The organism is Microtetraspora sp. NBRC 16547 (genome assembly GCF_030268965.1).
GTDB lineage: Bacteria > Actinomycetota > Actinomycetes > Streptosporangiales > Streptosporangiaceae > Microtetraspora.
The window spans coordinates 5,642-31,073 of sequence record NZ_BSSE01000013.1; the positions used below are offsets into that span (position 1 = coordinate 5,642).

Here is a 25,432-nt window from a genome sequence, read left to right on the forward strand (position 1 = left end):
TTCGTCGAACACCCGCGCCTTCGCAGGGCCTTCATGGAAGAGCGCGTCGTCACACACCCGAGGGTCCGCAGGGCCTTCGTCGCAGAACGCCGCTTCGTCGAACACCCGCGCCTTCGCAGGGCCTTCATGGAAGAGCGCGTCGTCACACACCCGAGGGTCCGCAGGGCCTTCGTCGCAGAACGCCGCTTCGTCGAACACCCGCGCCTTCGCAGGGCCTTCACGGAAGAGCGCCGCTTCGCCGAGCACCCGCGCCTTCGCAGGGCCTTCACGGAAGAGCGCGCCGTCACCCACCCGAGAGTCCGCAGGGCCTTCACCGCAGAACGCCGCTTCGTCGAACACCCGCGCCTTCGCAGGGCCTTCACGGAAGAGCGCCGCTTCGCCGAGCACCCGCGCCTTCGCAGGCACTTCGTCGAGCAGCGTCACTTCCGGGAGGCGCGCTTCCACGAGCGCGGCTTCCACGAGCGCGGCTTCCACGAGCACGCCGCCAGAGGGCGCCGGTGATTTCGGTCCGAATCCCGGCCTGAACCGACCTGTCCCTCCCCCGTGATCGGATCAGCGATCGAATCACGGGGGAGGACGCGAGGCCGAGACAGGTGCGTTTGTCGTAGCGGGTGGCCACTGCTCGAAGTCCTTCAGGCAGTTGGTCACTCGCTCGACACTTGCCAGGGCCCGGACCGTCAGCGCACTCCGTAGTCGCCGAGGCCGCGCTCCAGCATTCCGAAACCGAGTTCGGCGGCGGCCACCGCGTCGGGATAGGCCTCGTCCGCCGACCCCTTGAGGAGAGTCAGGCTGTAGTTCTCCGACTGCAACGCCCGCCACAGGCTCATGATCTGGCTCGCCGCGACCCGCGCCCGCAGGTCCACCGGCCCGGACTCCCTGAGCTCGCTGATCGTCGCGGGATCGACCGTCTCCCTGATGTCGTGCGAGCCCGGCTCCCGTCCCGCGAGCGCCGCCGCCAGCAGTTGCTCGCCGCGCAGCGAGAACAGGTACAGGCGGGCGGCCAGGGACGGGGACCCCTTCACCAGGTTGATCACCTTGAGCAGTGCCGGGTCGTCGTTGAGGCCGGTCTCCGGCGCACGGGCGGCGAGCCGTTCGAGGAAGACCCGCCGGAAGGCCGCGACGACGGACTCTCCGGGCGACCGCTCAGCGGCGATGACGGCCGGATCGGCGAGGTGCTCCTCCATGGAGCCGAGGACGATGTCCTCCTTCGTCCGAAAGTAGTTAAACACGGTCATCTTGGACACGTCGGCCTTCTCCGCGATCTCCGCGACCGACACGTCGTCGAACCCCCGCTCGTGGAACAGTTCCACGGCCGCGCGGAAGATCGCATGCCGGGTCTGCAGCTTCTTGCGCTCCCGCAACCCCATCGGCTCGCCCATGGAGGCCACCATACAGGGGCGAAATTTGGCTTCGAAGATATATTGACTCTATATAAAATTTGACTCAGTCATGGCCTGATGGCGGGTCTCGGCATGGTCGTGGGCCCGCTGATCGGTGCGCTCCCCGACCCCGTACGGCCGCGCGCGCTGGAAGCGGTGCTCACTCGCGCGGGAGACCGGCCGGTCGGCCTCACACGGGGGAATCGCCGGGAACCAGGACGCGAAGCGCGCCCGGCTCTACCGCGCACGTCATCGGGATGGGCCCGACGCGTTCCCCGTCGGCGTAGGCGACCACACCGGCCGCAGGTTCCGCCGCCTCCAGCGTGACGCGGGTCGCCCTCCGGATGGTGACCGCCGGGTGGCCCACATGGCCGCCCCGGTAGACCTTCGGGAACGTACGGAGGAACTCCACCTTGGGCACGGCCCCCAGCACGAGGACGTCGAGCAGCCCGTCGTCCGGTTGCGCGTCCGGGCAGACCCGCATGCCGGCGCCGTACGAGCGGGTGTTGGCCACGGCGACCAGCATCGCCTCCCGCTCGATCACCTCCACGCCGGCGTCGGAGTCGAGCACGATCCGGAACGGGATCGGGGTGAAGGAACGCAGTTCCTGGGCCAGCGCGAGAAGGTACTTCGCCATCCCGGGCGGCCACGCGATGCCGTTGGCGCGCTCGTTCACCCGGGAGTCGAAACCGCAGGCCACAACCCCGGCGAACCATCTCTCCCCGCTGATCCGCGCCGCGTCCACCCGCCGCACCGCGGTCCCGGTCGCGCCGTCGGTCCCGGCTCCGGTCACGACGGCGGCCGCGGCCAGCGGATCTCCCGGGATGCCGAGCGCGGCCGCGATGTCGTTTCCGGTCCCGGCCGGGACGATGCCGAGGGGCACGCCGGTCCCTGCCACGGCCTGCACCGCGAGATGCACGAGCCCGTCGCCGCCGAACGCGACGAGGGCGTCCGGCCCCTCCGCCACGGCCGTGCGCGCCTGGCGGAGGGCATCCTCCGCGGACGCGCCGACGATCACGCGGACGTCGCGGCCGCCGTCACGCAACCGCCGTACAACGGGGTCGACCAGCCGACGCGACCGGCCGCCACGGGCGGTGGGGTTAACCAGGACAACGAGATCACCGGACACACCCGGAACCTACCGGGACAAATCCCCCTAGTCGAGTCCCCGGCCCATCTTCTTGGAGACGGGCCGGGGGACCCGGCGGGAGCCGCGGCGGGCCGCCAACAGCGCGCCGTCGCGGGGACTGCCTACCAGTCGTCGGAGGCGGCGGGTGCTCCTCCGTCGAGCTCCTCTTCGAGCGCCTTGGCGCGGGCGGCCTCCTCCTCGTCGCGCTTGCGGTCACGGAGGTACATGACGCCCTCGGCGACGAAGAACAGCAGCACCATGGGCATGGCCAGCGCCAGCATGGTGAACGGGTCCTGGCTCGGCGTGGCCACCGCGGCGAACACGAAGAGCAGGAAGACGACCATCCGCTGGTGCTTGGCGACCGTCTTGAACCGCAGGATCCCGACGACGTTGAGGAACACCATCAGCAACGGCATCAGGAACGAGATGCCGAAGATGACGAGCATCATCACCAGGAAGCCGAGGTAGTCGCCCACGTCGATCAGCGCGATCGCGTTGTCGGGCACGAACCCCAGCAACAGCGACAGGCCCTTGTCCAGGGTGAAGTACGCGAGCGCGGCACCCGCGCCGAACAGCGGGACGGCCAGGCCGAGGAAGGCGAGTGAGTAGCGCCGCTCGTTCTGGTAGAGGCCGGGGGTGACGAACGCCCAGATCTGGTAGAGCCAGATGGGCGCGCTGACGATCGCACCGAAGATCGCCGCGACCTTGAGGTTGATGAAGAAACCATCCAGCACGCCGTGCACGACCAGCGAGCACTCGGTGCCGCCGGTGATCTTGTACGCCGCGGGAAGACGGCAGTACGGCCCCGTCATGAAGGTCCAGATGGGGTCGAAGAACGCGAACCCGACGATAGTCCCGACGACCATCGCCAGGATCATCTTGACGAGACGGTTGCGCAGCTCACGGACATGTTCCATGAGCGTCATGCGACCGTCCTCGGCGCCGGCGGAAGCCGACGTACTGGACCGCTTCAGCAGCGCCATCTAGGAATCCTTACGCTGTGGGCTCAGCTCGACGACTGGTCCTTCTGGGCCTGGGACATCGGCACACCGTTGACCGTGGGCTCCGAGGCCACCTTGAGGCGCCGGTTCTCCTCCTCCAGCGCGCGGAGCCGCTCCTCGACCGAGGAGGCCGCGTCCACCTGCTGCGGCGCGACCGGCTCGGCCTGCGCCTTGACCACGGTGGAGTCGTCATCGTCGCGGAGCTTGGCGGTCTCCCGCTTGAACAGCCGCAGGGACTGGCCCAGCGCCTTCGCCGTGTCCGGCAGTCGCTTGGCGCCGAACAGGAGCAGCACGACCACGCCGATGATGATCAGCTCAGTGGGGCCCAAGTTGCCCATAACGCATCCTTAGCAAACGCAGGGAGTACCTAAGCCCTGATGGTACGCGTTGCAGTGGACAGTCTTCACCCATGACCGTCCTGGTTGGTCCCTATCTTCACCCGAAAGTCACCGGAATGATGCTCCAGCCGCTGTCGCGTCCGATCGATTTCCCGGCTCAGGCCGCGGGCCGCGACGAAGACCCGGGACGCCAGGACGCCGAGCACGGCGAGGCCCAGGACGGCCAGTCCGACCGCGGTGGAGATCCAGATCATGCTGCGTAATCGTACCCAGGCCCCGCCGCGGGCGACGACGCGAGGTCGCCGCCGCTCACGCCACGCGTTCGTAGTTGGCCAGGGCCTGCCGGGCGGCGTCGGTGACCTGGTCGGCCAGGGAGGCGGGCGCGATCACCCTGCCGTTCTCGCCCAGCCGGAGCGCGAGCCGTACGAGCCAGGACTGGTCGCGGGCGCGGAGAGCGACGCGCAGGCGGCCCTCGCCCAACTCGGTGACCTCCTCGCAGGGGTAGTACTCAGAGACCCACCGCCCCAGGGGAGTCAGTTCCAACTCCACGAGCTCGTCGCTTTCGGACGGCCGGAACACGCCCTCGGTGACGTCCATCGGCTCGGCCTCGGCCGGAGGGTCGGCGGGCACGTCGAGGACCTCGACCTCGACGATCCGGTCGATCCGGAACATCCGCATGGCCTCGGCCCGGTAACACCAGCCTTCGAGGTAGTGCCGGCCGTCCACCAGCACGACCCGGATCGGGTCCACCTCACGCGGAGTGATCTCGTCCCGGCCCGGCACGTAGTAGCGCAGCGAGAGCCGCCGGCGCCGCCGCGCCGCGTCGGTGATCACGGCGCGGGCGCCGGGAGCGGCGCCGATCTCGACCTGGACCTGGGCGCTGACCGTGGCCGCGCCCTCGCCCGCGGCGCTCTCCAGCTTGGCGATCACCCGGCCGAGCACGTCCATGTCCCTGAACTCGGGCAGCTCGCCGAGCATCCGCAGCGCCACGAGCAGCGCACTGGCCTCGTCCACGCCGAGCTTGAGCGGCCGGGCGATCGTGTCGGCGTTGTCGATCAGGATCTCGCCGCCGTCCCACGACACGTCGATCAGATCGCCTGGGGTGTGGCCGGGGAGACCGCACATCCACACCAACTGGAGGTCGTCGATGAGCTGCTTCTCCGACAGGCCGAACAGCTCGGCCACCTCGGGCACCTCCGCGCCGGGGTGCGACATCAGGTACGGCACCAGCGCGAGCAGGCGCGGCAGCCGGTCAGAACTCATCGCTCGATCCCCCTTCGTACGGCGCGGCGGTGCTGGGGCGGGGCGGCCCGGAGCGGGGACCGCCGCCAGGGCGCGGGCACGGCGGTCACTGGAGCGCGCCCTTCAGGCGGCGGATCACGGCCTCGCGGGCGTCCGGCGGGTCGACGACGACGGCGTCGGAGCCGAGGCTGGCGATCCACCCGGCCAGCCATTCGGGGTCGGAGAACGTCAGCTCGGCCTCGTCCCAGCCGTCGGAGCCCGGCCGCAGGGCCTGCGCTGCGTGCCGCAGGCCGAGGCAGGTGCCCTGGCGGACCTTGATGAGAGCGACCCTCTCGACGCCCATCTCCTGGTACCCGACCATGGAGCGCAGGTCGACGCCCTCGGGCACGGTCACACTGCCGGGCCGGCCGATCGGGATGACCGCGCCGACGATCCGGCTGAGCCGGAACACCCGGGAGGCGCCCCGGTCGCGATCGTGCCCCACGACGTACCACCGGCCACGGCGGCTCACCACGCCCCACGGCTCGACGACGCGGGTCAGCACCGACTCCCCGGCCGCCCGCCGGTAGCCGAACGTCACGGCGCGGCGGTCCCTGACCGCCTCCCACAGCGGAGGGAACGCCGGATCGCGGGTGTCCACCCGGAGCTCGAGCGGGCTCGGGGCGAGGTCGGCGTGCACGCCGCCCGCCCTCAGCTTGAGCAGGGCGCCGCTGGCCGCCTCGGCCAGGCTGGCCCGCTGCCAGACCTGCGCGGCGAGGCCGATGACCGCCGCCTCGTCGTGCTCCAGGGTGATCTCCGGGAGCTCGTACGCCTGGCGGACGATCCGGTAGCCGGGATCGTCGTCCCAGGGGTCCTTGTGAACCGCGATGGGGATGCCGATCTCGCGCAGCTCGTTCTTGTCACGCTCGAACATGCGCTGGAACGCCTCGTCGTTGTCCGGGTCATACCCGGGGACGACCTGCCTGATCTGCTCGGCGCTCAGCGGCCGATGGGTCGCGAGCAGGCAGATCACCAGATTGAGCAGGCGCTCGGTCTTCCGCCGTGACATCGTGCCTCCCCTCCGGCCTATTCGGTGCACCCGTCTTCCGTGCTGAACGCTACCCTTTGCGACGTGATCAGATGGCGCAAGGGCGAGGTGCTCCGGGTCCGGCGGGAATGGCCGGGAGCCATGGAGCTGGACGTCACCGTCCCGGAGGGAGAGTGCCGGGCGCTGGCCTATCCCCCGCTGGTCGGTCGTCCTGAGCCAGGCGACACGGTGCTGCTGAACACCACCGCGCTCGCCATGGGCCTCGGTACGGGAGGTTACGCCATGGTGGTCGCCGTTCCGGACCGTTTGCCACAAGATCCGTCGGGGCCCGGCCATCTGGTGAAGGCGAGGTACACGCCGCTGCAGGCGACTGTCCTCGGTGCGGACGAGCAGGACTCGCCCTACCACCCCATCCTCAGGGACGCCGACTCGATCGACGGGATGCCCGTGGTCGTCGCGGACCTGCACTCGGCTCTGCCCGCCGTCCTCTGCGGACTTTACGAAGCGAGCCGTACCGAGGCGGACCGTCCTGAGGCGGACCGTTCCGGCGCCCGGCCCCGTGTGGCGTACGTCATGCCGGACGGCGGGGCGCTCCCCGCCTGGTTCTCCATGTCGTGCGCCCGCCTGCGCGAGCTGGACTGGCTGTGCGGGGTGGTCACGACGGGCCAGGCGTTCGGCGGTGACGTCGAGGCGGTCACCCTGCACACCGGGCTGCTCGCGGCCCGGCACGTCCTGGGCGCGGACGTCGCGGTGGTCGCGCAGGGGCCGGGCAACCTCGGCACGGGCACGCGCTGGGGCTTCTCCGGCGTCTCCGCGGGCGAGGCCGTCAACGCGACGGCCACGCTAGGGGGACGGCCGGTGGCCGCACTCCGGGTCAGCGAGGGCGACCGGCGCGAGCGGCACATCGGGGTGTCCCACCACTCGCTCACCGCGTACGGCCGGGTCGCGCTCGCCCCGGCGCAGGTCGTGGTCCCGGAGCTGCCCGGCGACTTCGGCAGGCGGGTGGCCGAGCAGGCTCAGGCCCTCGCCGTACGGCACGAGCTGGTGGAAGTGCCCGTGGACGGCCTGTACGAGGCACTGCGGCAGAGCCCGGTCCGGCTGTCCACCATGGGCCGGGGGCTCGACGAGGACCTGGCCTGCTTCCTGGCCTCGGCGGCGGCCGGCCGCCACGCCGCGTCGCTGCTCACCTGACCGGCCCTCCCTGACGCACTTCGACCGCCCGTCCTGTTCGGCCGCGCCCCAGAAAGTCGGTCACACCAGAACGGCGCGCCGGAGGCAGATCATCCGCCTCCGGCGCGCCGCCATACCGCAAACCCGGGGCTCAGGCGGCCCCGAGGACGTCCACGACGAACACGATGGTGTCGGTGCCCTTGATGCCGCCCTGGGGGTTGCCCTCCTTGCCGTACCCGAGCTCCGGCGGGATCGTGATCACGACGCGGCTGCCGACCGGCACGCCGGTGAGGCCCTGGGACCAGCCCTTCACGACCTGGTTGAGCGGGAACGTCGCCGGCTCACCGCGCTCCCAGCTGGAGTCGAACTGCTTGTCCGTGCCCCAGATCTTGCCGGTGTAGTGCGCGAGAACCATCTGGTCGGCGGTGACCTTGGGACCGGTGCCCTTGATCACGGTCTTGACGACGAGGCCCTTGGGCGGCTTGGCGGTGGTCTTGGTGGTCAGCGTCGGAGCCTTGTCATCGCCCGGGTTGACGAGCTTGACGCCCTCGATGCCGGGGTCGGTCGCGGAGCCGTGGGCCGCCTTGGTCGCCGCCGAGATCACGTCGACCACGAGCACCTGGGACGTGGTGTCGAAGTCGGTGCCCTGCTGCTTGGCGGCGGCGAGCTGGTCCGGCGTCAGGTTGTCCTTGGCGATCACCGCGAGGACGCGGCCGCCGGGCTTGGCGCCGACCAGGGCCTCATGCAGCGCCTTGGGCAGCTGCGGGTTGACCGTGACGAACTCGGACTTGCCCTGGTCGTAGTCCGACCCCGGAGACTTGTTGTCCTTGCCGTCCCAGTTGTAGACGGTCACCTTGGCGGTGAGCACGTCACCGTCCTTGACCGGCTCGCCCTTGCCCTCGACGACCTTCTCCGAGGAGGACGTCAGCCGCGGCTTCCCAGCCGGGAACGTCACGGTGGGCTTCTGGTCGGCCTGCCCCGTCACCTTGATCCCTGACCCGCCCGTCGGACCCGCGCCGGTGTCGCTCTTCTGGGCGGTTCCGCAGGCTGCGGCGAATATCAAGGGCAGAGCAGCGAGTACTGCCGTACGGCGGCGCATGTGGATTCCTCTAGACAGACAGCTAGGTTCGGGTAACCCTACCCGAACCCGCTGTCGGCCCGAGGTAAAGAGCTCACATGCCCGCGATCAGCTTGTCGACCCGTTCGTCAACGCTGCGGAAAGGATCCTTGCAGAGCACCGTCCGCTGGGCCTGGTCGTTGAGCTTGAGATGCACCCAGTCGACGGTGAAGTCGCGGCGCTTCTCCTGGGCCTTGCGGATGAACTCTCCGCGCAGCTTGGCCCGTGTGGTCTGCGGCGGAACCGATTTCGCCTCGAAGATCCGGACGTCCGAGGCCACCCGTTCGACGGAGCCGCGCCGCTGCAGGAGGTAGTAAAGCCCGCGCCTCCGGTGGACGTCGTGGTAGGCCAGATCGAGCTGGGCGACCCGCGGAGACGACAGCGGGAGGTCGTACTTCCGCCTGTACCGTTCGATCAGCTGGTACTTGGTGACCCAGTCGATCTCGCGGGAGACGAGATCGAGATCGCCGGTGTCGACCGCCCGGAGCGTGCGCTCCCACAGCTCCAGCACCCGCTTGCTCGTGTCGTCGCCGCCCCTGCGGTCCACGAAGTCCTTGGCCTTGAGGAGGTACTCCTCCTGGATCTCCAGCGAGGACGCCTCCCGGCCGTTCGCCAGGCGGACCCGGCGTCGCCCGGTCATGTCGTGCGACACCTCGCGGATCGCCCGGATCGGGTTCTCCAGTGACAGGTCGCGCATCACGACACCGGCCTCGATCATGCGCAGCACCAGGTCGGTGGCGCCGACCTTGAGCAGCATCGTGGTCTCGCTCATGTTGGAGTCGCCGACGATGACGTGCAGGCGCCGGAACCGCTCGGCGTCGGCGTGCGGCTCGTCCCTGGTGTTGATGATCGGCCGCGACCGGGTGGTGGCGGAGGACACGCCCTCCCAGATGTGCTCCGCCCGCTGCGACACGCAATAGACCGCGCCGCGCGGCGTCTGCAGCACCTTGCCCGCGCCGCAGATGATCTGCCGGGTGACGAGGTATGGGATCAGGACGTCGGCCAGCCGCCCGAACTCGCCGTGCCGGCCGACGAGGTAGTTCTCATGACAGCCGTAGGAGTTGCCCGCGGAGTCGGTGTTGTTCTTGAACAGGTAGATGTCCCCCGCGATGCCCTCCTCCCGGAGCCGCTTCTCGGCGTCCAGGAGGAGTCCTTCGAGGATGCGCTCCCCCGCCTTGTCGTGGGTGACCAGCTCCACGACGTTGTCGCACTCGGGGGTGGCGTACTCAGGATGGCTGCCCACGTCGAGGTACAGACGCGCGCCGTTACGGAGGAAGACGTTGCTCGATCGGCCCCAGGACACCACTCGCCGGAACAAGTACCGGGCGACCTCGTCCGGCGACAGCCTCCGCTGCCCCCTGAACGTGCAGGTGACGCCGTACTCGTTCTCCAGCCCGAAGATGCGTCGATCCATCACCTCACCCTATGTCTCCAAGGGGACAGGCGGATAGGGATAGGTCACAGGTGTGTCGACGTACGGCTACCGCGGGCGTGGCGGTAGCCGTACCCGGTCACGGGGCGTAGATCTCGACGACCTTCGCGATCTGGTGGTTCTTCACGGTGATCAGCGCGTACAGGCCGCCCTTGACCGCGCGGGAGATGAGCGTGTCCCGCGAGCAGCTCTGGGTGCCGACGTACTGGTTGTTGATCGTCTGGTCCTTGCCGTCACAGCCGACCGCGCTGAGGAAGACGACGTTCTTGGCGATCGGGGCGGCGAACGCCATCACGTCGCCCTCCTTGGGCCCCTCGAAGCGGCTCTCGCCGCTGCTCGGGTCCTTGACGAACTTGATGGGAACGTACTCGGCGACGTTCGCGTCCTGCATCGTCCTGAGCTCACCGCGGACGATGCCGTCGCGGCTGGGGCTGATGCCCTTGGTGAAATCGTGCCCGGGGTCGGACTGGAACTGCTCACCGAAGATCGGCGGGGTCTTGTCCGAGATCGGCGGCCAGTCGTCGTCCTGCGGGTCGTCGAACACGGCGTTGGAGCTGGGCTCGGCCGCGGGCGGCGAGGAGGACACCTCGGGGGTCGGCTCCTCCGACGGGGACGGGGGCGCTGTCACCGTGACCGTGGCCGTGGGAGCGGCGGCGGAGCCGGACGAGCCCGAGCAGGCGGCCAGCGAAAGGGCGGAAACGGCGATGGCGACGGGAACGCCCACCCGCCGAAATGCGCCGAAAGTCGTAAAGTCCGTGAATATCGTCATAACCGCATGAGACTAGCGAAACCCGGGTTGGGTTTGTCCGTAACCCGTGATCTCCACCACGGGCGCGCGTACGGCGGCAGCCGCCGCACCTGTCCCACTCCATGGGCGACCGCGCACAGAGCGCCCGAAGCCCAGCGAGCGGAGCGAGCCGGTAAGCACAGCGCCGCGCCCCGGGGAGGGGGCGCGGCGGGCAACCTGCGGCGGGAGCGTTACTCGCCCGAGCCGGTGTCGATCTCGCCCTCGGGACCGATGGGCGGTGCCGTCTCGGGGGCGGGAGCCGGGGCCGGCTCGGCGGGCGGGGCCACGATCTCGTCGAGCAGCCGCTGCAGTCGGGGACCGGCGAGACGGAGGAACTTGCGGTGCTCGCGGTTGCGGTCGAGTACGGCCACCTCGAGCTGCCCCGGGGCCGGGCGCTCTCCTCCGGGCTCGGTGAGGGCGAACAGCGCGGCGTCGAGTGCCTGGGCGAGCGGCAGGCCCTCGCTGTAGCGCTCCTTCAGCCGGCCGCTGACCGCCTCCGCCTGACCGCCGATGACGGCCATGCCCTGCTCGTCGAAGACCGAGCCGTCGAAGGTGAGCCGGTAGATCTGGTCCCGTTCCGGCTCCTCGCCGACCTCGGCGACGACGATCTCCACCTCCAGCGACTTGATCGACTCGGTGAAGATCATGCCGAGCTGCTGGGCGTAGAGGTTGGCCAGTCCACGGCCGGTCACGTCGCTGCGGTTGTAGGTGTAGCCGTTGATGTCGGCGTAGCGGATGCCCGCCAGGCGAAGCGACTCGAACTCGTTGTACCGCCCGACCGCCGCGAACCCGATCCGGTCGTAGATCTCACTGATCTTGTGCAGCGCCTTGGACGGGTTGGGCGCCACGAACAGGATGCCGTCGGCATACTGCATGACGACCACGCTGCGGCCTCGCGCGATGCCCTTCCGCGCATATTCCGCCCTGTCCCGCATGATCTGCTCGGGTGAGGCATATCCAAAGGGCATGGACACCGGTGGTGATCCTCTCTTCGAGTTATCGCAGCGGAGCGGTGGGGCCGTCGGGGTCGGTCATCCGAGCGTCGAGCATGCCCTGGACGTACTCCGCGATCTCCTCGTCGGACAGGCGGCGGAAGCCGTCCGCGGTGATCACCGCGACGACCGGCCAGATCTTCCGCGTCACGTCGGGACCGCCGGTCGCCGAGTCGTCGTCGGCGGCGTCGTAGAGGGCCTGCAGGCAGGTGAGCACGGTGTCCTCGGGGGTCGCGTTCTCCCGGTACAGCTTCTTCAGGGAGCCGCGCGCGAAGATCGAGCCGGAGCCGATCGAGTGGTACAGACGCTGCTCGTACGGCCCGCCGCCCACGTCGTACCCGAAGATCCGCCCGCCGTCGCGGTCGGGGTCGTACGCGGCGAAGAGCGGGACGACCACCAGGCCCTGCATCGCCATCGCGAGATTGCCCCGGATCATGGTGGCCAGGCGGTTGGCCTTGCCCTCGGTGGAGAGCGATCGGCCCTCCATCTTCTCGTAGTGCTCCAGCTCCACGCGGTAGAGCCGGGCCAGCTCGATGCCGGTGCTCGCGGTGCCGGCGATGCCCATGCAGGAGTAGTCGTCGGCGCGGAAGACCTTCTCGATGTCCCGCTGGGAGATGATGTTGCCTGAGGTGGCGCGCCGGTCACCGGCCATCACCACGCCTCCGGCGCAGGTCGCGGCCACGATCGTGGTCGCGTGCGGGATCTGGTCTCCGACCGGGGCGGCCAGCGCCTGCGCGCGGATCGGCAGCAGGTCCGGTGCGTGTGCGCCGAGAAACTCGGTGAACGACGACGACCCCGTGTTCATGAAGAGGTTGTTCATCCAGGCCTGCTGAGATGCCACGCGACTCCCTCCAAGCGTGCGTTGTTACGAACCGACCCTACTCATGTCGCGGCGCTGGTTGCACTCTTCCCGATCAGCTAAGGGCGAACCGCCCGGATATATGGATTTGTCGCCAATGCCGAGGGAGGACGCGTTCGCGGGGAAGGTAGCGGTCGTGGAGAACCTCGGATACGAGGTGATGGCGCTGTGCACGTGACGCCCGCCTGGGAGGACTCGGGCCGCGCCGCCGCATGTCGGGGCGCTTCCGAGGGAATCTGTACCTGGTCACGAACCAGGGCAGAACGCTCATCCGCCCACGTTTCCGGCGGATCACGCCCAAAGTGATTGGGGGACGCCATGAAGGTCGCCATCGTCGGGCTGGGGATCGCCGCGCAGGTGATGTACCTGCCGCTGCTGGCACGCCGCAGGGACCTCTTCGAGCTCAGCGCCGTCTGCGACCTCGACGAGGTCCACGCCGCGAAGATCGGCGCGGAGCTGGGCGTGGCCGCGTTCGACGACCCCATGACCATGCTCGGCAGAGGCGGCTTCGACGCGCTGATCGTGCTCACCAACGGATCGCACGCGCGGCTGGTCCGCGCCGCCCTCGACCGCGGTCACTGGGTGCTGTGCGAGAAGCCCCTCGCGTACAGCAGGGCCGAGCTGGCCGGGATCCCGGACGGCGCGCGGCTGATGGTGGGCTACATGAAGCAGTACGACCCGGCCGCCCAGCGGATGGCCGAGGTCCTCCACGAGGCAGGGGGCGCGGAGGCCGTACGGCACCTCGACGTGACCGTGCTGCATCCCTCCACCGAGTCGCAGCTCCTCTTCGCCAAGGCCCGGGCGTCGCGCCCCTCCCCCGAGGCGCTCGCGCCGTACGTCGAGGCGGATGAGGAGGCCCTCACGGCGGCGCTCGGCGCCGAGGCGCCCCAGCGGCTGCGCCGGCTCTACTCCCAGGTCGTCCTGGGCAGCCTCTGCCACGACCTGTCGCTGATGCGGATGTTCACCGGACCGCCCGGCACCGTGGACCACGTCGCCGTGTGGCCGGACGACGTCTTCCCGCCCTCGGTCGAGGCGAACGGCGACCTCGCCACCGGCAGGTACGGCATGCGCTGGCACTACCTGGCGGGATATCCGGCCTACCAGGAGCGGGTGGTCATCTACCACGAGCACGGTTCGCTCGAGCTCGACTTCCCGTCTCCCTACCTGATGAACACGCCCACCACGCTCACCTCGGTGACCCGTGTCGGGACCACCGAGCGGAAGATCGTCTTCCGGGACATCGCGGAGGCGTTCGAGCGGCAGCTCGTCGCCTTCCACCGGTTCGCCACCCAGGACGAACCCCCGCTCACCGGACGGGACGGCGCGCTGAGCGATATCGTCACGGCGCAGCGGATCATCCGGCGCCACGCCGAGTCCGCGGGCCTGCCGATCGGGGGCGAGGCCGGCGCCGCGGGCGGAACCCCCTGAGGAGCACGCGTGCACTTTGAGACCTCCCACGACATCGTCGTCGTCCCGCACACGCACTGGGACCGCGAGTGGTACCTCCCCTTCCAGCGGTTCCGCATGGGGCTCGTCCGCATGCTGGACGAGGTCCTCGACTTCATGGCGGCCGATCCGCTCTACCGCTTCACCGTGGACGGACAGCTCGCCGCCGTCGAGGACTACCTCGAGATCCGCCCGGAAAGGCGGGACGACGTCAGGAGGTTCGTCGAGGAGGGCCGCCTCGCCGTCGGCCCCTGGATGATCCTCGCCGACGAGTTCCTCTGCTCGGGCGAGACGCTGATCCGCAACCTGGAGTACGGCATGCGCGGCGCGGCCGCCCTCGGCGGGGCCATGCGGGTGGGCTACCTGCCGGACCAGTTCGGGCACTGCGCCCAGATGCCGCAGATCCTCTCACTCGCCGGGCTCCGGCACGCCTGTCTGTGGCGCGGCGTGCCCGCATCCGTCCGCCGGGACGCGTTCGCCTGGACGGGAGCCGACGGCTCCACCGTGGTCACCCGTTACCTGCCCGGAGGGTACGGCAACGCGGTCGCCCTGTTCAGCGGCCCGGCCGAGGGGCTACCCGACCGGCTCTCCGCCTTCGCCGCGTCCATGCGCCCGTGGCGGCCGGACGGTCCCATGCTGGCGATGTACGGCGCCGACCACTCCGCCCCGGCGGCCGAGATCACCGGACACGGGCTGCGCGTCGCCACTCTTGAGGAGTACCTGGAGCTGGCCGGGGTCCCCTCCGGCCTGCCGGAGATCCACGGCGAGCTGCGGTCGCACGCCCGGGCCAACATCCTCCCCGGGGTCGTCTCCGCCCGCGTCCCCCTCAAGCAGGCGATGGCCCGCGCCGAGCGGGTTGTCATCCGGTACGCCGAGCCGCTGTCCGCGCTCTGGCTGGCCGACCGTACGGCGTCCGCCCGGCTGCTCGAGCTCGCCTGGCGGCGGCTGATCGCCTGCTCCGGGCACGACTCCGTCACCGGCTGCGGAGCGGACGAGACCGCCCAGCAGGTCGCGGCGCGCATCGCGGAGGCGGAGCAGATCGGCCAGGCCGTGGTGGACCTGGTGAGCGCCACGCTGGCCGCCCAGGCGCCACGCGGCTCGCTGGTCGTGGTGAACCCGTCGCCGTTCGAGCGGACCGCGCTCGTGCTCGCCGACCTGCCGGAGCACCGGACCCGCCTGACGGACGCCTCCGGGGGGGCCGTCGCCGTCCAGCGGCTGGAACACGCGCCCACGCTGCTCGACGAGACGGTCATGGACGACCTCTCCCAGCTCCTCGGCCGGGTCCACGAGCGGGAGCTGTTCGGCCACGAGATCGTCTCCTGGGAGACCGGGAAGGGCGTGTTCACGATCACGGTGAGCCGGCACGCGCCGGGTGACTACGCGTACGAGGACCTGCGCCGGGCCATCCTCGGGGCCGGTCCGGGCCCCTGGCGGGTCCGGACGCTCGCCGAGCCGGTCGTCACCGTCGCGGCGCAGGTCACCGTCCCGCCGCTCGGTCGGTCCGTCCTGACCGCCGAGCCGGCTCTCGGCGGGCTCGTCCCGCTGACCCGCACTCCTGAGGCGGTGGCCGCATTGTTCGCACCCGAGGGCACGCTCGACAACGGGTTGCTGCGCGTCACCGTCGCCGAGGACGGCACGCTGTCGCTGCGCGGCCGGGACGGGACCGAGGCGCACGGCGTGGGCCGCATCTCGCACGGCGGCGACATCGGGGACACCTACAACTACGCGCCCCCTCCGGGGGACCTGATCGTCGATCGGCCCGCGTACGTCAAGGTCGAGGAGATCTGCCGGGGGCCGCTCGTGTCCGTGCTGGAGGTCTCCCGCTCCTACGAATGGCCTGCTGACGCGGCGGCCACGGTGAGCACGGTGGTCACGACGCGGGTTGAGTTGCGCGCGGGCGAGCCGTTCGTCCGGTGCGAGCTCGACCTCGACGTTCACTGCCGGGATCACCGCCTCCGGTGGCACGCGCCGCTCCCTCGCCCGGCGTCCGAGTCGATCGCGGAGGGCCAGTTCGCGGTCGTACGGCGTGGCTGCCCGGACGGCATGGAGAGCGGTGGGGGCGAGCGGCCGATCCCGACCTTCCCCGCCGAGGGCTTCGTGGCGGCCGGCGGCGTGGCGGTGCTGCTCGACCACGTCACCGAGTACGAGTTACTCCCCGGCCGTGTGCCACCCGCCGTGTCCGCTGACGGCGGTGGAGCCGCTGACACGGGGATCGGCCGAGGAGAGAGCGCGGGCGAGACGTCCGGCGCACCGGAGCGCGCGGAACTGGCGCTCACGCTGATGAGGTCGGTCGGCTACCTGTCACGGAACCAGAACCCCTACCGGGACGAACCGGCCGGGCCGCAGCTCGCGACTCCGGCCGCCCAGTGCCAGGGGCCGTTCTCGGCGCGGTTCGCCGTTCTGCCCTACGCGGGCGGCTGGGACGAGGCGCGACTGCCGCGCCTGGCCGAGGAGTTTCGCCAGGATCTGCTCGCCGTACCCGGATCCGGGACCGCCACCGCGGGCGGGACCGGCGACCGGCCCGATGCGGCGGCGCTCTCGCGGCGAGCGCCGGCGGTGTCGGGCGACGGCGTGATGATGGCCGCGCTCCGTGAGCGGGACGGCCGGTTGGAGATCCGCCTGGTCGCCGAGCATCCGAAGGCGACCGAGGCCGTGGTCACCGGGAACTTCACCGCCGCGTGTCTCGCCGACGCGCTCGGCTCTCCCACCGCCACGCTCGAGGTCTCAGCGGGCCGCGTACGGCTCCCACTGCGACCCTTCGAGATCGTCACCGTGCATTTGTGGGACTGACAAGGCGCGATCACAGGGCGCGACGACCGGGCACCACCGCCGGGCACCTTCCTGAAGGCGCCAATGAAAGGTGCCCCTGAAAGGTGCCGGCCCGGGCCTCGGACTCCGCGGACCGTCCGCGGCCTCCTCCGGACCCGGGCCTCCCCTCCGCGGCCGCTCCCGGCCTTACTCTCCGCCCTTCTGGACGTATGACCTCACGAACTCCTCCGCGTTCTCCTCGAGGACCTCGTCGATCTCGTCGAGGATGGAGTCGACGTCGTCGGTGAGCTTCTCGTGACGCTCCTGAACGTCCGGAGTCGCCTGCGTCTCGGTCTCCTCGACCTCGCTCCCCTGACGGCCCGCCTGCTTCTGGCCGCCGGTGTCCTTCGTCGCCATGTGGATACCTCCGCTCGGGGGATGCCTCTACTTCGTATCTTCCCCGAACCGGGCGACAATTCGCGCGGATCGCCCGCGATCTTTCGCCCGGCTCCGGAAGGCGGTCCAGCCAGCCAACCCTCCGCGCGGCGGGAAATCAAGTCATCCTCCGTGCGGCCCCACCCCGCCGGGACTCCGGCCGGCCGGTGCCGCGCCATGCCGCCATACCGCGCCGTGCTCCGACGGCCGGGACCGACCCCACAAGATCGTCTCGTAGACCGGATCGTTACCCTCGGCGGGGGCCCGTCGCGGTCAACGGTGATCCTTTTGCGATCACAATATGTACTCGGGAGACAAAGGGGCCGTGTCGTGCCAGGGGGGTGGCTCATGGGGACGGATCACGAACTGCTGGGAGATCGCTACCGGCTGCTCTCGGCCGTTCGCCGCGGGCGAGGAACGGTGATGTGGCACGCGCACGACCTGCGCCTGCGGCGCAACGTGGCGATCAAGGAGCTGCGCCCGGCGCATCACGACGACCAGCTCGACCTGCAGTCCGCGCGTCGGCGGGCGCTGCGGGAGGCCAGGTCGGCGGCCCGGCTCAGCCACCCCGCGGTGGTGACCGTGCACGACCTCCTGGAGGCGAACGGCCGTCTGTGGATCGTGACGGAGCTCCTTGAGGGCCTCACCCTGGAGGAGACGATCCGCCACCTCGGGCAGTTGCCGGTGCACTGGTCGGCATGGGTGGGGTTCCAGCTCCTGGCCGGTGTACAGCACGCCCACGAGACCGGAGTGGTCCACGGGGCCATCAAGCCGGCGAACGTCCTGCTGACCGAGGACCGCGTCGTGCTGACTGATTTCGGGATGGCGGCGATCGACGGCTCGGGCTCCTCCACGCTCCCGGTCGTCCGTACGGCGGCGTATCTCGCACCGGAACGGGTGACCGGCGGGAAGCCGACCGTCGCCTCGGATCTGTGGTCGTTCGGCGCGACGCTGTACTGCGCCGTGGAGGGCCGGCCTCCCTACGCGGAGGCCGGGTCGCTGAACGACCTCGAACGCGCGCTTGGCAGCGCTCCCGAGCCGTCACTGCGGGCCGGGCCGCTCCGCCCCGTGATAGACGGGCTGCTGCGGCTCGACCCGGACGAGCGACCGACCGCGAAGGAGGCGGTCGCCCTCCTGGTCGGCGTGCTGCGGCGGCTGGGCATCTCGGCGGCGCCGCCCGGCCGCCGGTCCGAGGTGCTGCCCGCTCGCGCCTTTACGACGTAGATTTCGAAGGCTCCGGGCAGCCGTCACTTGTCGCCCGTCAGGGCGGCCACGAGGGCGGCGGCGGTCCGGCAGCGGTCCAGTAGATCGCCGACATGGGCCTTGGTCCCGCGCAGGGGCTCCAGGGTCGGCACCCGCTGGAGGGACTCCCTGCCGGGGATGTCGAAGATCACCGAGTCCCACGAGGCGGCCGCCACGGACTCGCTGTACTGGCGCAGGCACCGGCCGCGGAAGTAGGCGCGGGTGTCGGTGGGCGGCAGCTCGATCGCCCGCTCCACGTCCTCCTCCGTGACCAGGCGCTGCATCCGGCCACGGGCGACGAGGCGGTTGTAGAGACCGCGGTCGGGCCGGATGTCGGAGTACTGCAGGTCGACGAGCTGAAGCCGCGGGTGCGACCAGGGAAGGCCGTCCCGGGTGCGGTACCCCTCGAGGAGTTCGAGCTTGGCGACCCAGTCGAGCTCGCGCGAGAGCTGCATCGGGTCCTCGGCGAGCCGGCTGAGCACCGACTCCCAGCGGGTGAGCACGTCCTTCGTCATGTCGTCGACGCTCGCGCCGTAGCGGTCCTCGACGTACTTGCGGGCCTGTTCCAGGTACTCCATCTGGAGCTGCACAGCCGTCATCTTGCGGCCGTTGCGCAGCGCGATCTCGTACTTGCAGGTCGGGTCGTGGGAGACCGCGCGGAGGGCGGCGACGGGCGACTCGACCGAGAGGTCCACGGTGAGGAACCCGTCCTCGATCATGGCGAGGATCAGCGACGTGGTCCCAAGCTTCAAATATGTCGAAATTTCCGACATATTGGCGTCGCCGATGATGACGTGGAGCCGGCGGTACTTCTCCGGGTCGGCGTGCGGTTCGTCGCGGGTGTTGATGATCGGCCGCTTGAGCGTGGTCTCCAGGCCGACTTCGACCTCGAAGAAGTCGGCGCGCTGGCTGATCTGGAAGCCCTCGCCCCGCGAGTCCTGCCCGATGCCGACCTTGCCCGCGCCGCAGACGACCTGGCGCGAGACGAAGAACGGCGTCAGGTGCCGCACGATGTCGGCGAAGGGCGTCGCCCGGCGCATCAGGTAGTTCTCGTGGCAGCCGTAGGAGGCGCCCTTGGCGTCGGTGTTGTTCTTGTAGAGCTGGATGGGCGCGTTCCCCGGCATCGCCGAGGCGCGGACGGCGGCGTCGTACATGACCCGCTCCCCCGCCTTGTCCCAGCTCACCGCGGCCCGCGGGTTGGTGCACTCGGGCGTGGAGTACTCCGGGTGGGCGTGGTCCACGTAGAGACGCGCGCCGTTGGTCAGGATCACGTTGGCGAGGCCGAGGTCCTCATCGGTGAGCTGGCTCTGGTCGGCCACCTCCCTGGCGAGGTCGAACCCTCTGGCGTCGCGGAGCGGGTTCTCCTCCTCGAAATCCCACCGAGCCCGGCGGGCCCTCGCGGCCGAGGCCGCCAGGTACGCGTTGACGACCTGCGAGGAGGTCACCATCGCGTTCGCCCCGGGCTGCCCGGGTACGGCGATGCCGTACTCGGTCTCGATGCCCATCACCCGCCGTACCGTCATGCGCACCCCGCCTGCTTTAGGCCGTCGTTTCGCCGTTATATCCCCGAGCCTAGCCTCTTCTCTATGCCCGGCTACCGGACAGTTACGGCACCGATGCTTCCTTACTTTGCGTCGCGACGCGTGACTCCTCAAGGGGAGGCGGCGGCGCGGATTGCCCGTCACGTAGCCGGATCCGGTCCAGGGAGGCGCTCAGAGCGGCCCGCAGCCATCGCTGCCCGGGCTTGTCGACGAGCCGGTGGATGAGATAGGCCAGCGCGATCGAGACCGCCATGGTGAGGCCGACCAGCGCCCAGCGGCCGACGGAGTCCTTCAGACCGGGGATGAGCACGGCCGAGACGTTCTGGTGGATCAGGTAAAGCGGGTAGGTGAGCGCGCCGACGGTGGTCAGGGCGCGCCACCGCAGCCAGCGGAGCCAGCCGAGGGACACGGCCGCGATCAGCGCGAAGATCAGCGTGATGGCGATGATCGCCCCTTCCGGCGAAGCCGGGAAGTGCGCGAAGCCGATCATGTCCACCCGCCCCTTGACCCGTTCGGTGGCGGCGAGCAGGCACAGTCCGTACGAGACGCCCACGAAGACCCACAGCACCAGCGTGGAGCCGAACCTGTGGATCAGGTAGAACGCCATGCCCGCGATGAAGTACGGCGCCTGGCGGGGCATGAACAGGAAGGTCAGCACGTCGTTGTGGGTGGCCTCGGCGACGACCACGAGGATGATCCAGCCCGCCATGAAGCCCAGGCAGCGCCGCAGCGTGATGCCGACCACCACGAACAGGCCCACCAGGATGTAGAACCTGAGCTCAACCCACAGCGACCAGAAGACGGCCCCCGCGTGCCCGATGTTGGTTCCGCCCTGCAGCATGGTCATGTTGACCAGGTAGTCGCGGAGCGACAGCTTGGGGTCGAAGGCCTTCACGCCGACGAACGTGTACATCACGAAGAGCGCGATCACGACGAACCAGTACGCGGGGTACAGCCGGGAGACCCGGGAGACCACGAAGTCGCCGATGCTGTGACCCCAGGCGCTCATCAGGATGACGAACCCGCTGATGAGGAAGAAGAGCTCGACGCCGAGGATGCCCAGGGTCGTGACCCGGTTGACGCTCGCGAACAGCGCCGTGGGGGACTCACCCCACAGCGACTTGCTGGCCGCCATGTAATGGAAGGACATCACGGCGAACGCGGCGACGAAACGCAGCGCGTCGAGTTCGACGAGGCGCGGCCCCCTCGCCGACCGGCCCGTGTCCCGGCCACGCGAAAGCACATGCGTCACGGGCGCGCACCTAGGTAGATCACGCCCCTTTGACGTGAATCCGATCTCCCCGGTTCCCGGAAATTTCCGGAACTCTCATGCCCACTTCCGGGAAATTCGTACATTTCATACTAAACGGCTTGTTACTACACAAAGCGGGAACAGGAAAGGCCGGGAGGGGACGATCCCCTCCCGGCCTTCACGAGCCGGAGCCGGTTCCTAGGTCGTGTCGGACACTCCCTAGAGGTACTGGCCGGTGTTGGCCACCGTGTCGATCGAACGGCCGGCTTCGGTGCCCTGCTTGCCCTGCACGAGAGTGCGGATGTAGACGATCCGCTCACCCTTCTTGCCGGAGATGCGGGCCCAGTCGTCGGGGTTGGTGGTGTTGGGCAGGTCCTCGTTCTCGGAGAACTCGTCCACGCAGGCGGCCAGCAGATGCGCGATCCGCAGGCCCTTCTGCTTGGTGTCGAGAAACTCCTTGATCGCCATCTTCTTCGCCCGGTCCACGATGTTCTGGATCATGGCGCCGGAGTTGAAGTCCTTGAAGTACAGGACTTCCTTGTCGCCGTTGGCGTAGGTCACCTCGAGGAAGCGGTTCTCCTCGCTCTCGGCGTACATCCGCTCGACGACCCGCTGGATCATGCCCGCGATCGTGCTGTCCCGGCTGTCGCCGTGCTCGGCGAGGTCGTCGGCGTGCAGCGGCAGGTCGCTGATGAGGTACTTGGAGAAGATGTCCCTCGCGGCCTCGGCGTCCGGCCGCTCGATCTTGATCTTGACGTCCAGGCGGCCGGGCCGCAGGATCGCCGGGTCGATCATGTCCTCGCGGTTGGACGCGCCGATGACGATGACGTTCTCCAGGCCCTCGACGCCGTCGATCTCCGACAGCAACTGGGGGACGATGGTGTTCTCGACATCGGAGGAGACGCCCGAGCCTCGGGTGCGGAAGATCGAGTCCATCTCGTCGAAGAACACGATCACCGGGGTGCCCTCGGAGGCCTTCTCCCTGGCCCGCTGGAAGACCAGGCGGATGTGCCGCTCGGTCTCACCGACGTACTTGTTCAGCAGCTCGGGGCCCTTGATGTTGAGGAAGAAGCTCTTGCCGGACTGGCCGGTCTTCTCCGCGACCTGCTTGGCCAGGGAGTTGGCGACGGCCTTGGCGATGAGCGTCTTGCCGCAACCGGGCGGGCCGTACAGCAGCACGCCCTTGGGCGGACGGAGCTTGTGCTCCCTGAACAGGTCCGCGTAGAGGTAGGGCAGCTCGATCGCGTCCCTGATCTGCTCGATCTGCCGCATGAGGCCGCCGATCTCGTCGTAGGAGATGTCCGGCACCTCCTCCAGCACGAGCTCCTCGACCTCGGACTTGGGAATGCGTTCATAGACATAGTTGGAACGAGGCTCGAGCAGGAGCGAGTCGCCGGCGCGGACCGGCTGCCCCTTCAAGGAATCGGCCAGCTTGACCACACGCTCCTCGTCGGCGTGCGAGATCACCAGCGCGCGGTCGCCGTCCTCCAGGAGCTCCTTCAACATGACGATCTCGCCGACGTCCTCGAAGCCGAGGGCCTCGACCACGTTGAGCGCCTCGTTCAGCATGACCTCCTGGCCACGCCGGAGCGAGTCGACGTCCACGGCAGGGCTGACATTCACCCGGAGCTTGCGACCCCCGGTGAACACCTCGATCGTGCCGTCCTCCCTCGTCTCCAGAAAGACGCCGAAACCGGACGGCGGCTGCGCCAGCCGGTCGACCTCCTCCTTGAGGGCGACGATCTGGTCCCTCGCCTCCTTGATGGTGGAGACCAGTCGTTCGTTCTGTCCAGTGAGGGCGGCCACCTGGGCCTGTGCCTCATGGAGACGCTCTTCGATGACCCTGGCCTGGCGAGGAGACTCTGCCAGCTTCCGCCGCAGTGCGGTGATCTCCTCTTGCAGGAAGGAGACCTGTGTTGTGAGGTCGGCGACCTCCCGTTCGCGCTGCGCGGCCCGAGCCTCAGCGTCGTCGCGAGCTGCCACGCCCCGTCACCTCCTTCCCCGTCGAGAACGACTACTCAAGACCCTACCTATCTTGGCGCTGTACGTAACCTGGCCGGGCAGTGTTCGTGTAGTTACATTGGGTGTTCGGTGTTTAGTCCCGAATGGACCGTTTATTCAGGTGAAGATGTGGTACTCACCCGAATGTTCCCCATTCAAGCGGTTTTGCCGGTTTATGGCTGAAACGTCATGCGGATTCGGTCCCCTCTCCGTACGCGCCCTTGGCGGGGCGCCTGCGCCTCGGCGGCGGCGTGACGCCGTCCGCCATGCGGCGGGCCGTGACGAGGAAGCCGGTGTGCCCCACCATGCGGTGGTCGGGGCGTACCGCGAGCCCTTCGACATGCCAGTCGCGAACCAAGGTCTCCCACGCGTGGGGCTCCGTGAAACTCCCGTGTTCCCTGATGGTCTCGACCGTCCGGGACAGCTGCGTCGTCGTCGCGACGTAACAGCAGATCACGCCGCCGGGGGTGAGCGCCTTGGCCGCGGCGTCCACGCACTCCCAGGGGGCGAGCATGTCCAGGATCACCCGGTCGACGTCCGCCTCGTCAAGCGCGGAGACGAAGTCGCCGACCACCAGCCGCCACTGCTTCATCGGGCCGCCGTAGAACTTCTCCACGTTCTTGGTGGCGACCCCGGCGAAGTCCTCACGCCGCTCGTACGACGTGACGGAGCCCTCGGATCCGACGGCGCGCAGCAGGAAGCATGTCAGCGCGCCCGACCCGACCCCCGCCTCGACCACGCGGGCCCCGGGGAAGATGTCGGCCATGGCGACGATCTGCGCGGCGTCCTTCGGATAGACCACAGCCGCGCCGCGCGGCATCGACACCGCGTAGTCCTGCAACAGGTGCCGGAAGGCGAGATAGGCGGTGCCCCCGGAGGAACGGACCACGGAGCCCTCGGGCTGCCCGATCAGGTCGTCATGCGGGATGGATCCCTTGTGGGTGTGGAAGACGCCACCCTCTTTCAGCGTCACCGTGTGCCGCTTGTTCTTCGGATCGGTGAGCTGAACCTGATCTCCGGCCTGGAACGGGCCGTGCCTGCGAAAACCCATGGCGCCAAGGCTATCCGTGTTTGTCCTGTCCCCATCCGCGTCCCGTACGCGCCGCGGAGACCCGGCGGCCTCCACTCTCACGTGCTGTCGCGGCCGGTTAATCGCTTGCGACGGAGATCGGGTCGCCTGGTAGAACCACCATATGTTTCCCGAAGAGGTGGTTACCGCCGGGCCGTACGCACTGCGCCCGCCCACGGAGACCGACGCCGACGAGGTGACCCGGGCCTGCGCCGACCCCGAGATAGCCCGGTTCATCCCGCTCATCCCCGTGCCCTACACGCGCGAGGACGCCCTGTCCTGGATCAACGGGCTCTCCCGGAAGACCTGGGAGGGCGGAGGCGCCGACTACGTCATCCACGATCCGGAGACCGGCGAGTTCCTGGGCGTCGTCGGGCACAAGCCGCTCGACCGGCTGGGCAACGGCGAGGTCGGATACTGGATCGCTCCCTGGGCGCGCGGGCGCGGAGTCGCCACCGCCGCCACCCGGGCGATGACCGAGCTGGCCTTCGCCCAGGGGGTTCCCCGGGTCTCGCTGCTGACCGACGTCGAGAACATCGCCAGCCAGCGCGTCGCATACGCGTGCGGGTTCCAGCGCGAGGGGGTGCTCCGCGGCGCGTACCCGAAGCGGGACGGCTCGCGTGCCGACACGGTGGCCTTCGCCCGCCTGGCGTCCGACTCCGGGGCCGCGATCCGGCCGTACCTGCCCTTCTTCCCCGGCGGGGAGCTGACCGACGGCGTCGTACGACTGACGCCCCTCACCCTCGCGGACGCCGATGACTTCCACACGGTGGCGTCCGTTCCCGACGTCTACGGGCACCACGTCCTCCCGGAGCCCCCGGAGCACGCCGAGTCCGTGGAACGCTGCCGGTACGCCCTCCATCTGTGGCTCGCCGGCGACCGGGCCGAGGTCGCCATCCGGGACGCCGCCACCGGCGCGTACGCGGGCGACATCCAGCTCACGAACGTCGTCCCGCCGCTGGACCAGGCGATGACCGGGTACAGCCTGCATCCCGACTACCGCGGGCGCGGCTTCGTCACCCGCGCGCTGGAGCTGCTCGTGGAGTGGGCGTTCACGCACACCTCCCTGCGCCGGATCATCGCGGGCACCGCGCCCGACAACACGGCCTCCCACCGGGTGCTCGAACGCGCGGGGTTCGTCCAGGAGGTGCTCGTCAAGGACCTGCTGCCCGGCCCCGACGGCACCCGCGTGGACGACATCCAGTGGTCCCGCACCCGCTGAACG

The 25,432-nt window shown here is 69.6% G+C and carries 23 protein-coding genes; 5 read left to right on the top strand and 18 right to left on the bottom strand.

Translation table 11 applies throughout. The features are described 5' to 3' along the window. From QSK17_RS18620 to QSK17_RS18655, 8 genes are all read right to left on the bottom strand, one after another. A partial coding sequence (locus QSK17_RS18620; RefSeq protein ID WP_285706138.1) for a hypothetical protein occupies window positions 1-480 on the bottom strand: 480 nt, incomplete at its 3' end. A 197-nt stretch (window positions 481-677) separates the two neighbouring features. Continuing rightward, the gene (locus QSK17_RS18625; protein WP_285706140.1) at window positions 678-1,379 is read right to left on the bottom strand and encodes a TetR/AcrR family transcriptional regulator; all 702 of its coding nucleotides are present in this window, start codon (window positions 1,377-1,379) and stop codon (window positions 678-680) included. 190 nt (window positions 1,380-1,569) lie between these two features. Then, window positions 1,570-2,508, bottom strand: a complete 939-nt coding sequence (locus tag QSK17_RS18630) for a diacylglycerol/lipid kinase family protein (protein ID WP_285706141.1) — start codon at window positions 2,506-2,508, stop codon at window positions 1,570-1,572. Between the two features lie 122 nt (window positions 2,509-2,630). After that, window positions 2,631-3,491, bottom strand: coding sequence for a twin-arginine translocase subunit TatC (gene tatC, locus QSK17_RS18635; RefSeq protein ID WP_285706142.1), 861 nt, complete (start codon window positions 3,489-3,491; stop codon window positions 2,631-2,633). A 23-nt stretch (window positions 3,492-3,514) separates the two neighbouring features. Further along, on the bottom strand, window positions 3,515-3,847 hold the full coding sequence (tatA, locus tag QSK17_RS18640) for a Sec-independent protein translocase subunit TatA (protein ID WP_285706143.1): 333 nt from the start codon (window positions 3,845-3,847) through the stop codon (window positions 3,515-3,517). A 65-nt stretch (window positions 3,848-3,912) separates the two neighbouring features. Next, window positions 3,913-4,101: a hypothetical protein gene (locus QSK17_RS18645; protein WP_285706144.1), complete on the bottom strand. Its 189-nt coding sequence runs from the start codon at window positions 4,099-4,101 to the stop codon at window positions 3,913-3,915. A 55-nt stretch (window positions 4,102-4,156) separates the two neighbouring features. Further along, window positions 4,157-5,110, bottom strand: coding sequence for a helix-turn-helix transcriptional regulator (locus QSK17_RS18650; RefSeq protein WP_285706145.1), 954 nt, complete (start codon window positions 5,108-5,110; stop codon window positions 4,157-4,159). 85 nt (window positions 5,111-5,195) lie between these two features. Beyond that, window positions 5,196-6,137 (bottom strand): helix-turn-helix transcriptional regulator, encoded by a 942-nt coding sequence (locus tag QSK17_RS18655; RefSeq protein WP_285706146.1) that lies wholly within the window; start codon window positions 6,135-6,137, stop codon window positions 5,196-5,198. A gap of 120 nt (window positions 6,138-6,257) precedes the next feature. Between QSK17_RS18655 and QSK17_RS18660 the strand changes: the two genes are divergently transcribed. Beyond that, entirely contained in the window at window positions 6,258-7,307 is a 1,050-nt protein-coding gene (locus QSK17_RS18660; protein WP_502889245.1) for a DUF3866 family protein, read from the top strand. 130 nt (window positions 7,308-7,437) lie between these two features. Here QSK17_RS18660 and QSK17_RS18665 read toward each other — a convergent pair whose 3' ends face one another. The 5 genes from QSK17_RS18665 to prcB form a co-directional block, all read right to left on the bottom strand. After that, complete coding sequence (locus QSK17_RS18665; RefSeq protein WP_285706148.1) at window positions 7,438-8,385, bottom strand: FKBP-type peptidyl-prolyl cis-trans isomerase; 948 nt, start codon at window positions 8,383-8,385, stop codon at window positions 7,438-7,440. Between the two features lie 73 nt (window positions 8,386-8,458). Next, window positions 8,459-9,817 carry a Pup--protein ligase gene (gene pafA, locus QSK17_RS18670; protein WP_285706149.1) on the bottom strand — a complete coding sequence of 453 codons (1,359 nt, stop codon included), beginning with the start codon at window positions 9,815-9,817 and terminating at the stop codon, window positions 8,459-8,461. Window positions 9,818-9,914: 97 nt separating this feature from the next. Further along, entirely contained in the window at window positions 9,915-10,604 is a 690-nt protein-coding gene (locus QSK17_RS18675) for a hypothetical protein (RefSeq protein ID WP_285706150.1), read from the bottom strand. 209 nt (window positions 10,605-10,813) lie between these two features. Then, the gene (gene prcA / locus QSK17_RS18680; RefSeq protein ID WP_285706322.1) at window positions 10,814-11,590 is read right to left on the bottom strand and encodes a proteasome subunit alpha; all 777 of its coding nucleotides are present in this window, start codon (window positions 11,588-11,590) and stop codon (window positions 10,814-10,816) included. A gap of 28 nt (window positions 11,591-11,618) precedes the next feature. After that, window positions 11,619-12,434, bottom strand: coding sequence for a proteasome subunit beta (prcB, locus tag QSK17_RS18685; RefSeq protein ID WP_285706323.1), 816 nt, complete (start codon window positions 12,432-12,434; stop codon window positions 11,619-11,621). Window positions 12,435-12,791: 357 nt separating this feature from the next. Here prcB and QSK17_RS18690 point away from each other — a divergent pair, with 357 nt between their 5' ends. After that, window positions 12,792-13,901: a Gfo/Idh/MocA family protein gene (locus tag QSK17_RS18690; RefSeq protein WP_285706151.1), complete on the top strand. Its 1,110-nt coding sequence runs from the start codon at window positions 12,792-12,794 to the stop codon at window positions 13,899-13,901. Between the two features lie 9 nt (window positions 13,902-13,910). Further along, window positions 13,911-16,709: a glycoside hydrolase family 38 N-terminal domain-containing protein gene (locus tag QSK17_RS18695; protein WP_285706152.1), complete on the top strand. Its 2,799-nt coding sequence runs from the start codon at window positions 13,911-13,913 to the stop codon at window positions 16,707-16,709. Window positions 16,710-16,874: 165 nt separating this feature from the next. Here QSK17_RS18695 and QSK17_RS18700 read toward each other — a convergent pair whose 3' ends face one another. After that, the gene (locus QSK17_RS18700) at window positions 16,875-17,084 is read right to left on the bottom strand and encodes a ubiquitin-like protein Pup (protein WP_285706153.1); all 210 of its coding nucleotides are present in this window, start codon (window positions 17,082-17,084) and stop codon (window positions 16,875-16,877) included. 366 nt (window positions 17,085-17,450) lie between these two features. Between QSK17_RS18700 and QSK17_RS18705 the strand changes: the two genes are divergently transcribed. After that, window positions 17,451-18,326: a serine/threonine-protein kinase gene (locus QSK17_RS18705; protein ID WP_285706154.1), complete on the top strand. Its 876-nt coding sequence runs from the start codon at window positions 17,451-17,453 to the stop codon at window positions 18,324-18,326. A gap of 23 nt (window positions 18,327-18,349) precedes the next feature. Here the strand turns inward: QSK17_RS18705 and dop are convergent, their stop codons facing one another. The 4 genes from dop to QSK17_RS18725 form a co-directional block, all read right to left on the bottom strand. Beyond that, the gene (gene dop / locus QSK17_RS18710; protein ID WP_285706324.1) at window positions 18,350-19,867 is read right to left on the bottom strand and encodes a depupylase/deamidase Dop; all 1,518 of its coding nucleotides are present in this window, start codon (window positions 19,865-19,867) and stop codon (window positions 18,350-18,352) included. An 82-nt stretch (window positions 19,868-19,949) separates the two neighbouring features. After that, the gene (locus QSK17_RS18715; RefSeq protein ID WP_285706155.1) at window positions 19,950-21,137 is read right to left on the bottom strand and encodes an acyltransferase family protein; all 1,188 of its coding nucleotides are present in this window, start codon (window positions 21,135-21,137) and stop codon (window positions 19,950-19,952) included. A gap of 219 nt (window positions 21,138-21,356) precedes the next feature. Next, the gene (arc, locus tag QSK17_RS18720; protein WP_285706156.1) at window positions 21,357-23,120 is read right to left on the bottom strand and encodes a proteasome ATPase; all 1,764 of its coding nucleotides are present in this window, start codon (window positions 23,118-23,120) and stop codon (window positions 21,357-21,359) included. A gap of 205 nt (window positions 23,121-23,325) precedes the next feature. Further along, window positions 23,326-24,189, bottom strand: a complete 864-nt coding sequence (locus tag QSK17_RS18725) for a tRNA (adenine-N1)-methyltransferase (RefSeq protein WP_285706157.1) — start codon at window positions 24,187-24,189, stop codon at window positions 23,326-23,328. Between the two features lie 142 nt (window positions 24,190-24,331). On the opposite strand from QSK17_RS18725, the gene QSK17_RS18730 reads away from it, so the two are divergent. Next, on the top strand, window positions 24,332-25,429 hold the full coding sequence (locus QSK17_RS18730) for a GNAT family N-acetyltransferase (RefSeq protein ID WP_285706158.1): 1,098 nt from the start codon (window positions 24,332-24,334) through the stop codon (window positions 25,427-25,429). Window positions 25,430-25,432: the final 3 nt, after the last annotated feature.

Bases quoted from the DNA above. Each gene is read 5' to 3' on its own strand.
- QSK17_RS18730 (WP_285706158.1), top strand. From the start codon at position 24,332: ATGTTTCCCGAAGAGGTGGTTACCGCCGGGCCGTACGCACTGCGCCCG.
- QSK17_RS18725 (WP_285706157.1), bottom strand. From the start codon at position 24,189: ATGGGTTTTCGCAGGCACGGCCCGTTCCAGGCCGGAGATCAGGTTCAG.
- QSK17_RS18660 (WP_502889245.1), top strand. From the start codon at position 6,258: ATGGAGCTGGACGTCACCGTCCCGGAGGGAGAGTGCCGGGCGCTGGCC.
- QSK17_RS18690 (WP_285706151.1), top strand. From the start codon at position 12,792: ATGAAGGTCGCCATCGTCGGGCTGGGGATCGCCGCGCAGGTGATGTAC.
- tatA (WP_285706143.1), bottom strand. From the start codon at position 3,847: ATGGGCAACTTGGGCCCCACTGAGCTGATCATCATCGGCGTGGTCGTG.
- QSK17_RS18650 (WP_285706145.1), bottom strand. From the start codon at position 5,110: ATGAGTTCTGACCGGCTGCCGCGCCTGCTCGCGCTGGTGCCGTACCTG.
- prcA (WP_285706322.1), bottom strand. From the start codon at position 11,590: ATGCCCTTTGGATATGCCTCACCCGAGCAGATCATGCGGGACAGGGCG.
- prcB (WP_285706323.1), bottom strand. From the start codon at position 12,434: ATGAACAACCTCTTCATGAACACGGGGTCGTCGTCGTTCACCGAGTTT.
- tatC (WP_285706142.1), bottom strand. From the start codon at position 3,491: ATGGCGCTGCTGAAGCGGTCCAGTACGTCGGCTTCCGCCGGCGCCGAG.
- QSK17_RS18655 (WP_285706146.1), bottom strand. From the start codon at position 6,137: ATGTCACGGCGGAAGACCGAGCGCCTGCTCAATCTGGTGATCTGCCTG.
- QSK17_RS18675 (WP_285706150.1), bottom strand. From the start codon at position 10,604: ATGACGATATTCACGGACTTTACGACTTTCGGCGCATTTCGGCGGGTG.
- QSK17_RS18645 (WP_285706144.1), bottom strand. From the start codon at position 4,101: ATGATCTGGATCTCCACCGCGGTCGGACTGGCCGTCCTGGGCCTCGCC.
- pafA (WP_285706149.1), bottom strand. From the start codon at position 9,817: ATGGATCGACGCATCTTCGGGCTGGAGAACGAGTACGGCGTCACCTGC.
- dop (WP_285706324.1), bottom strand. From the start codon at position 19,867: ATGACGGTACGGCGGGTGATGGGCATCGAGACCGAGTACGGCATCGCC.
- QSK17_RS18665 (WP_285706148.1), bottom strand. From the start codon at position 8,385: ATGCGCCGCCGTACGGCAGTACTCGCTGCTCTGCCCTTGATATTCGCC.
- QSK17_RS18625 (WP_285706140.1), bottom strand. From the start codon at position 1,379: ATGGGCGAGCCGATGGGGTTGCGGGAGCGCAAGAAGCTGCAGACCCGG.
- QSK17_RS18705 (WP_285706154.1), top strand. From the start codon at position 17,451: ATGGGGACGGATCACGAACTGCTGGGAGATCGCTACCGGCTGCTCTCG.
- QSK17_RS18700 (WP_285706153.1), bottom strand. From the start codon at position 17,084: ATGGCGACGAAGGACACCGGCGGCCAGAAGCAGGCGGGCCGTCAGGGG.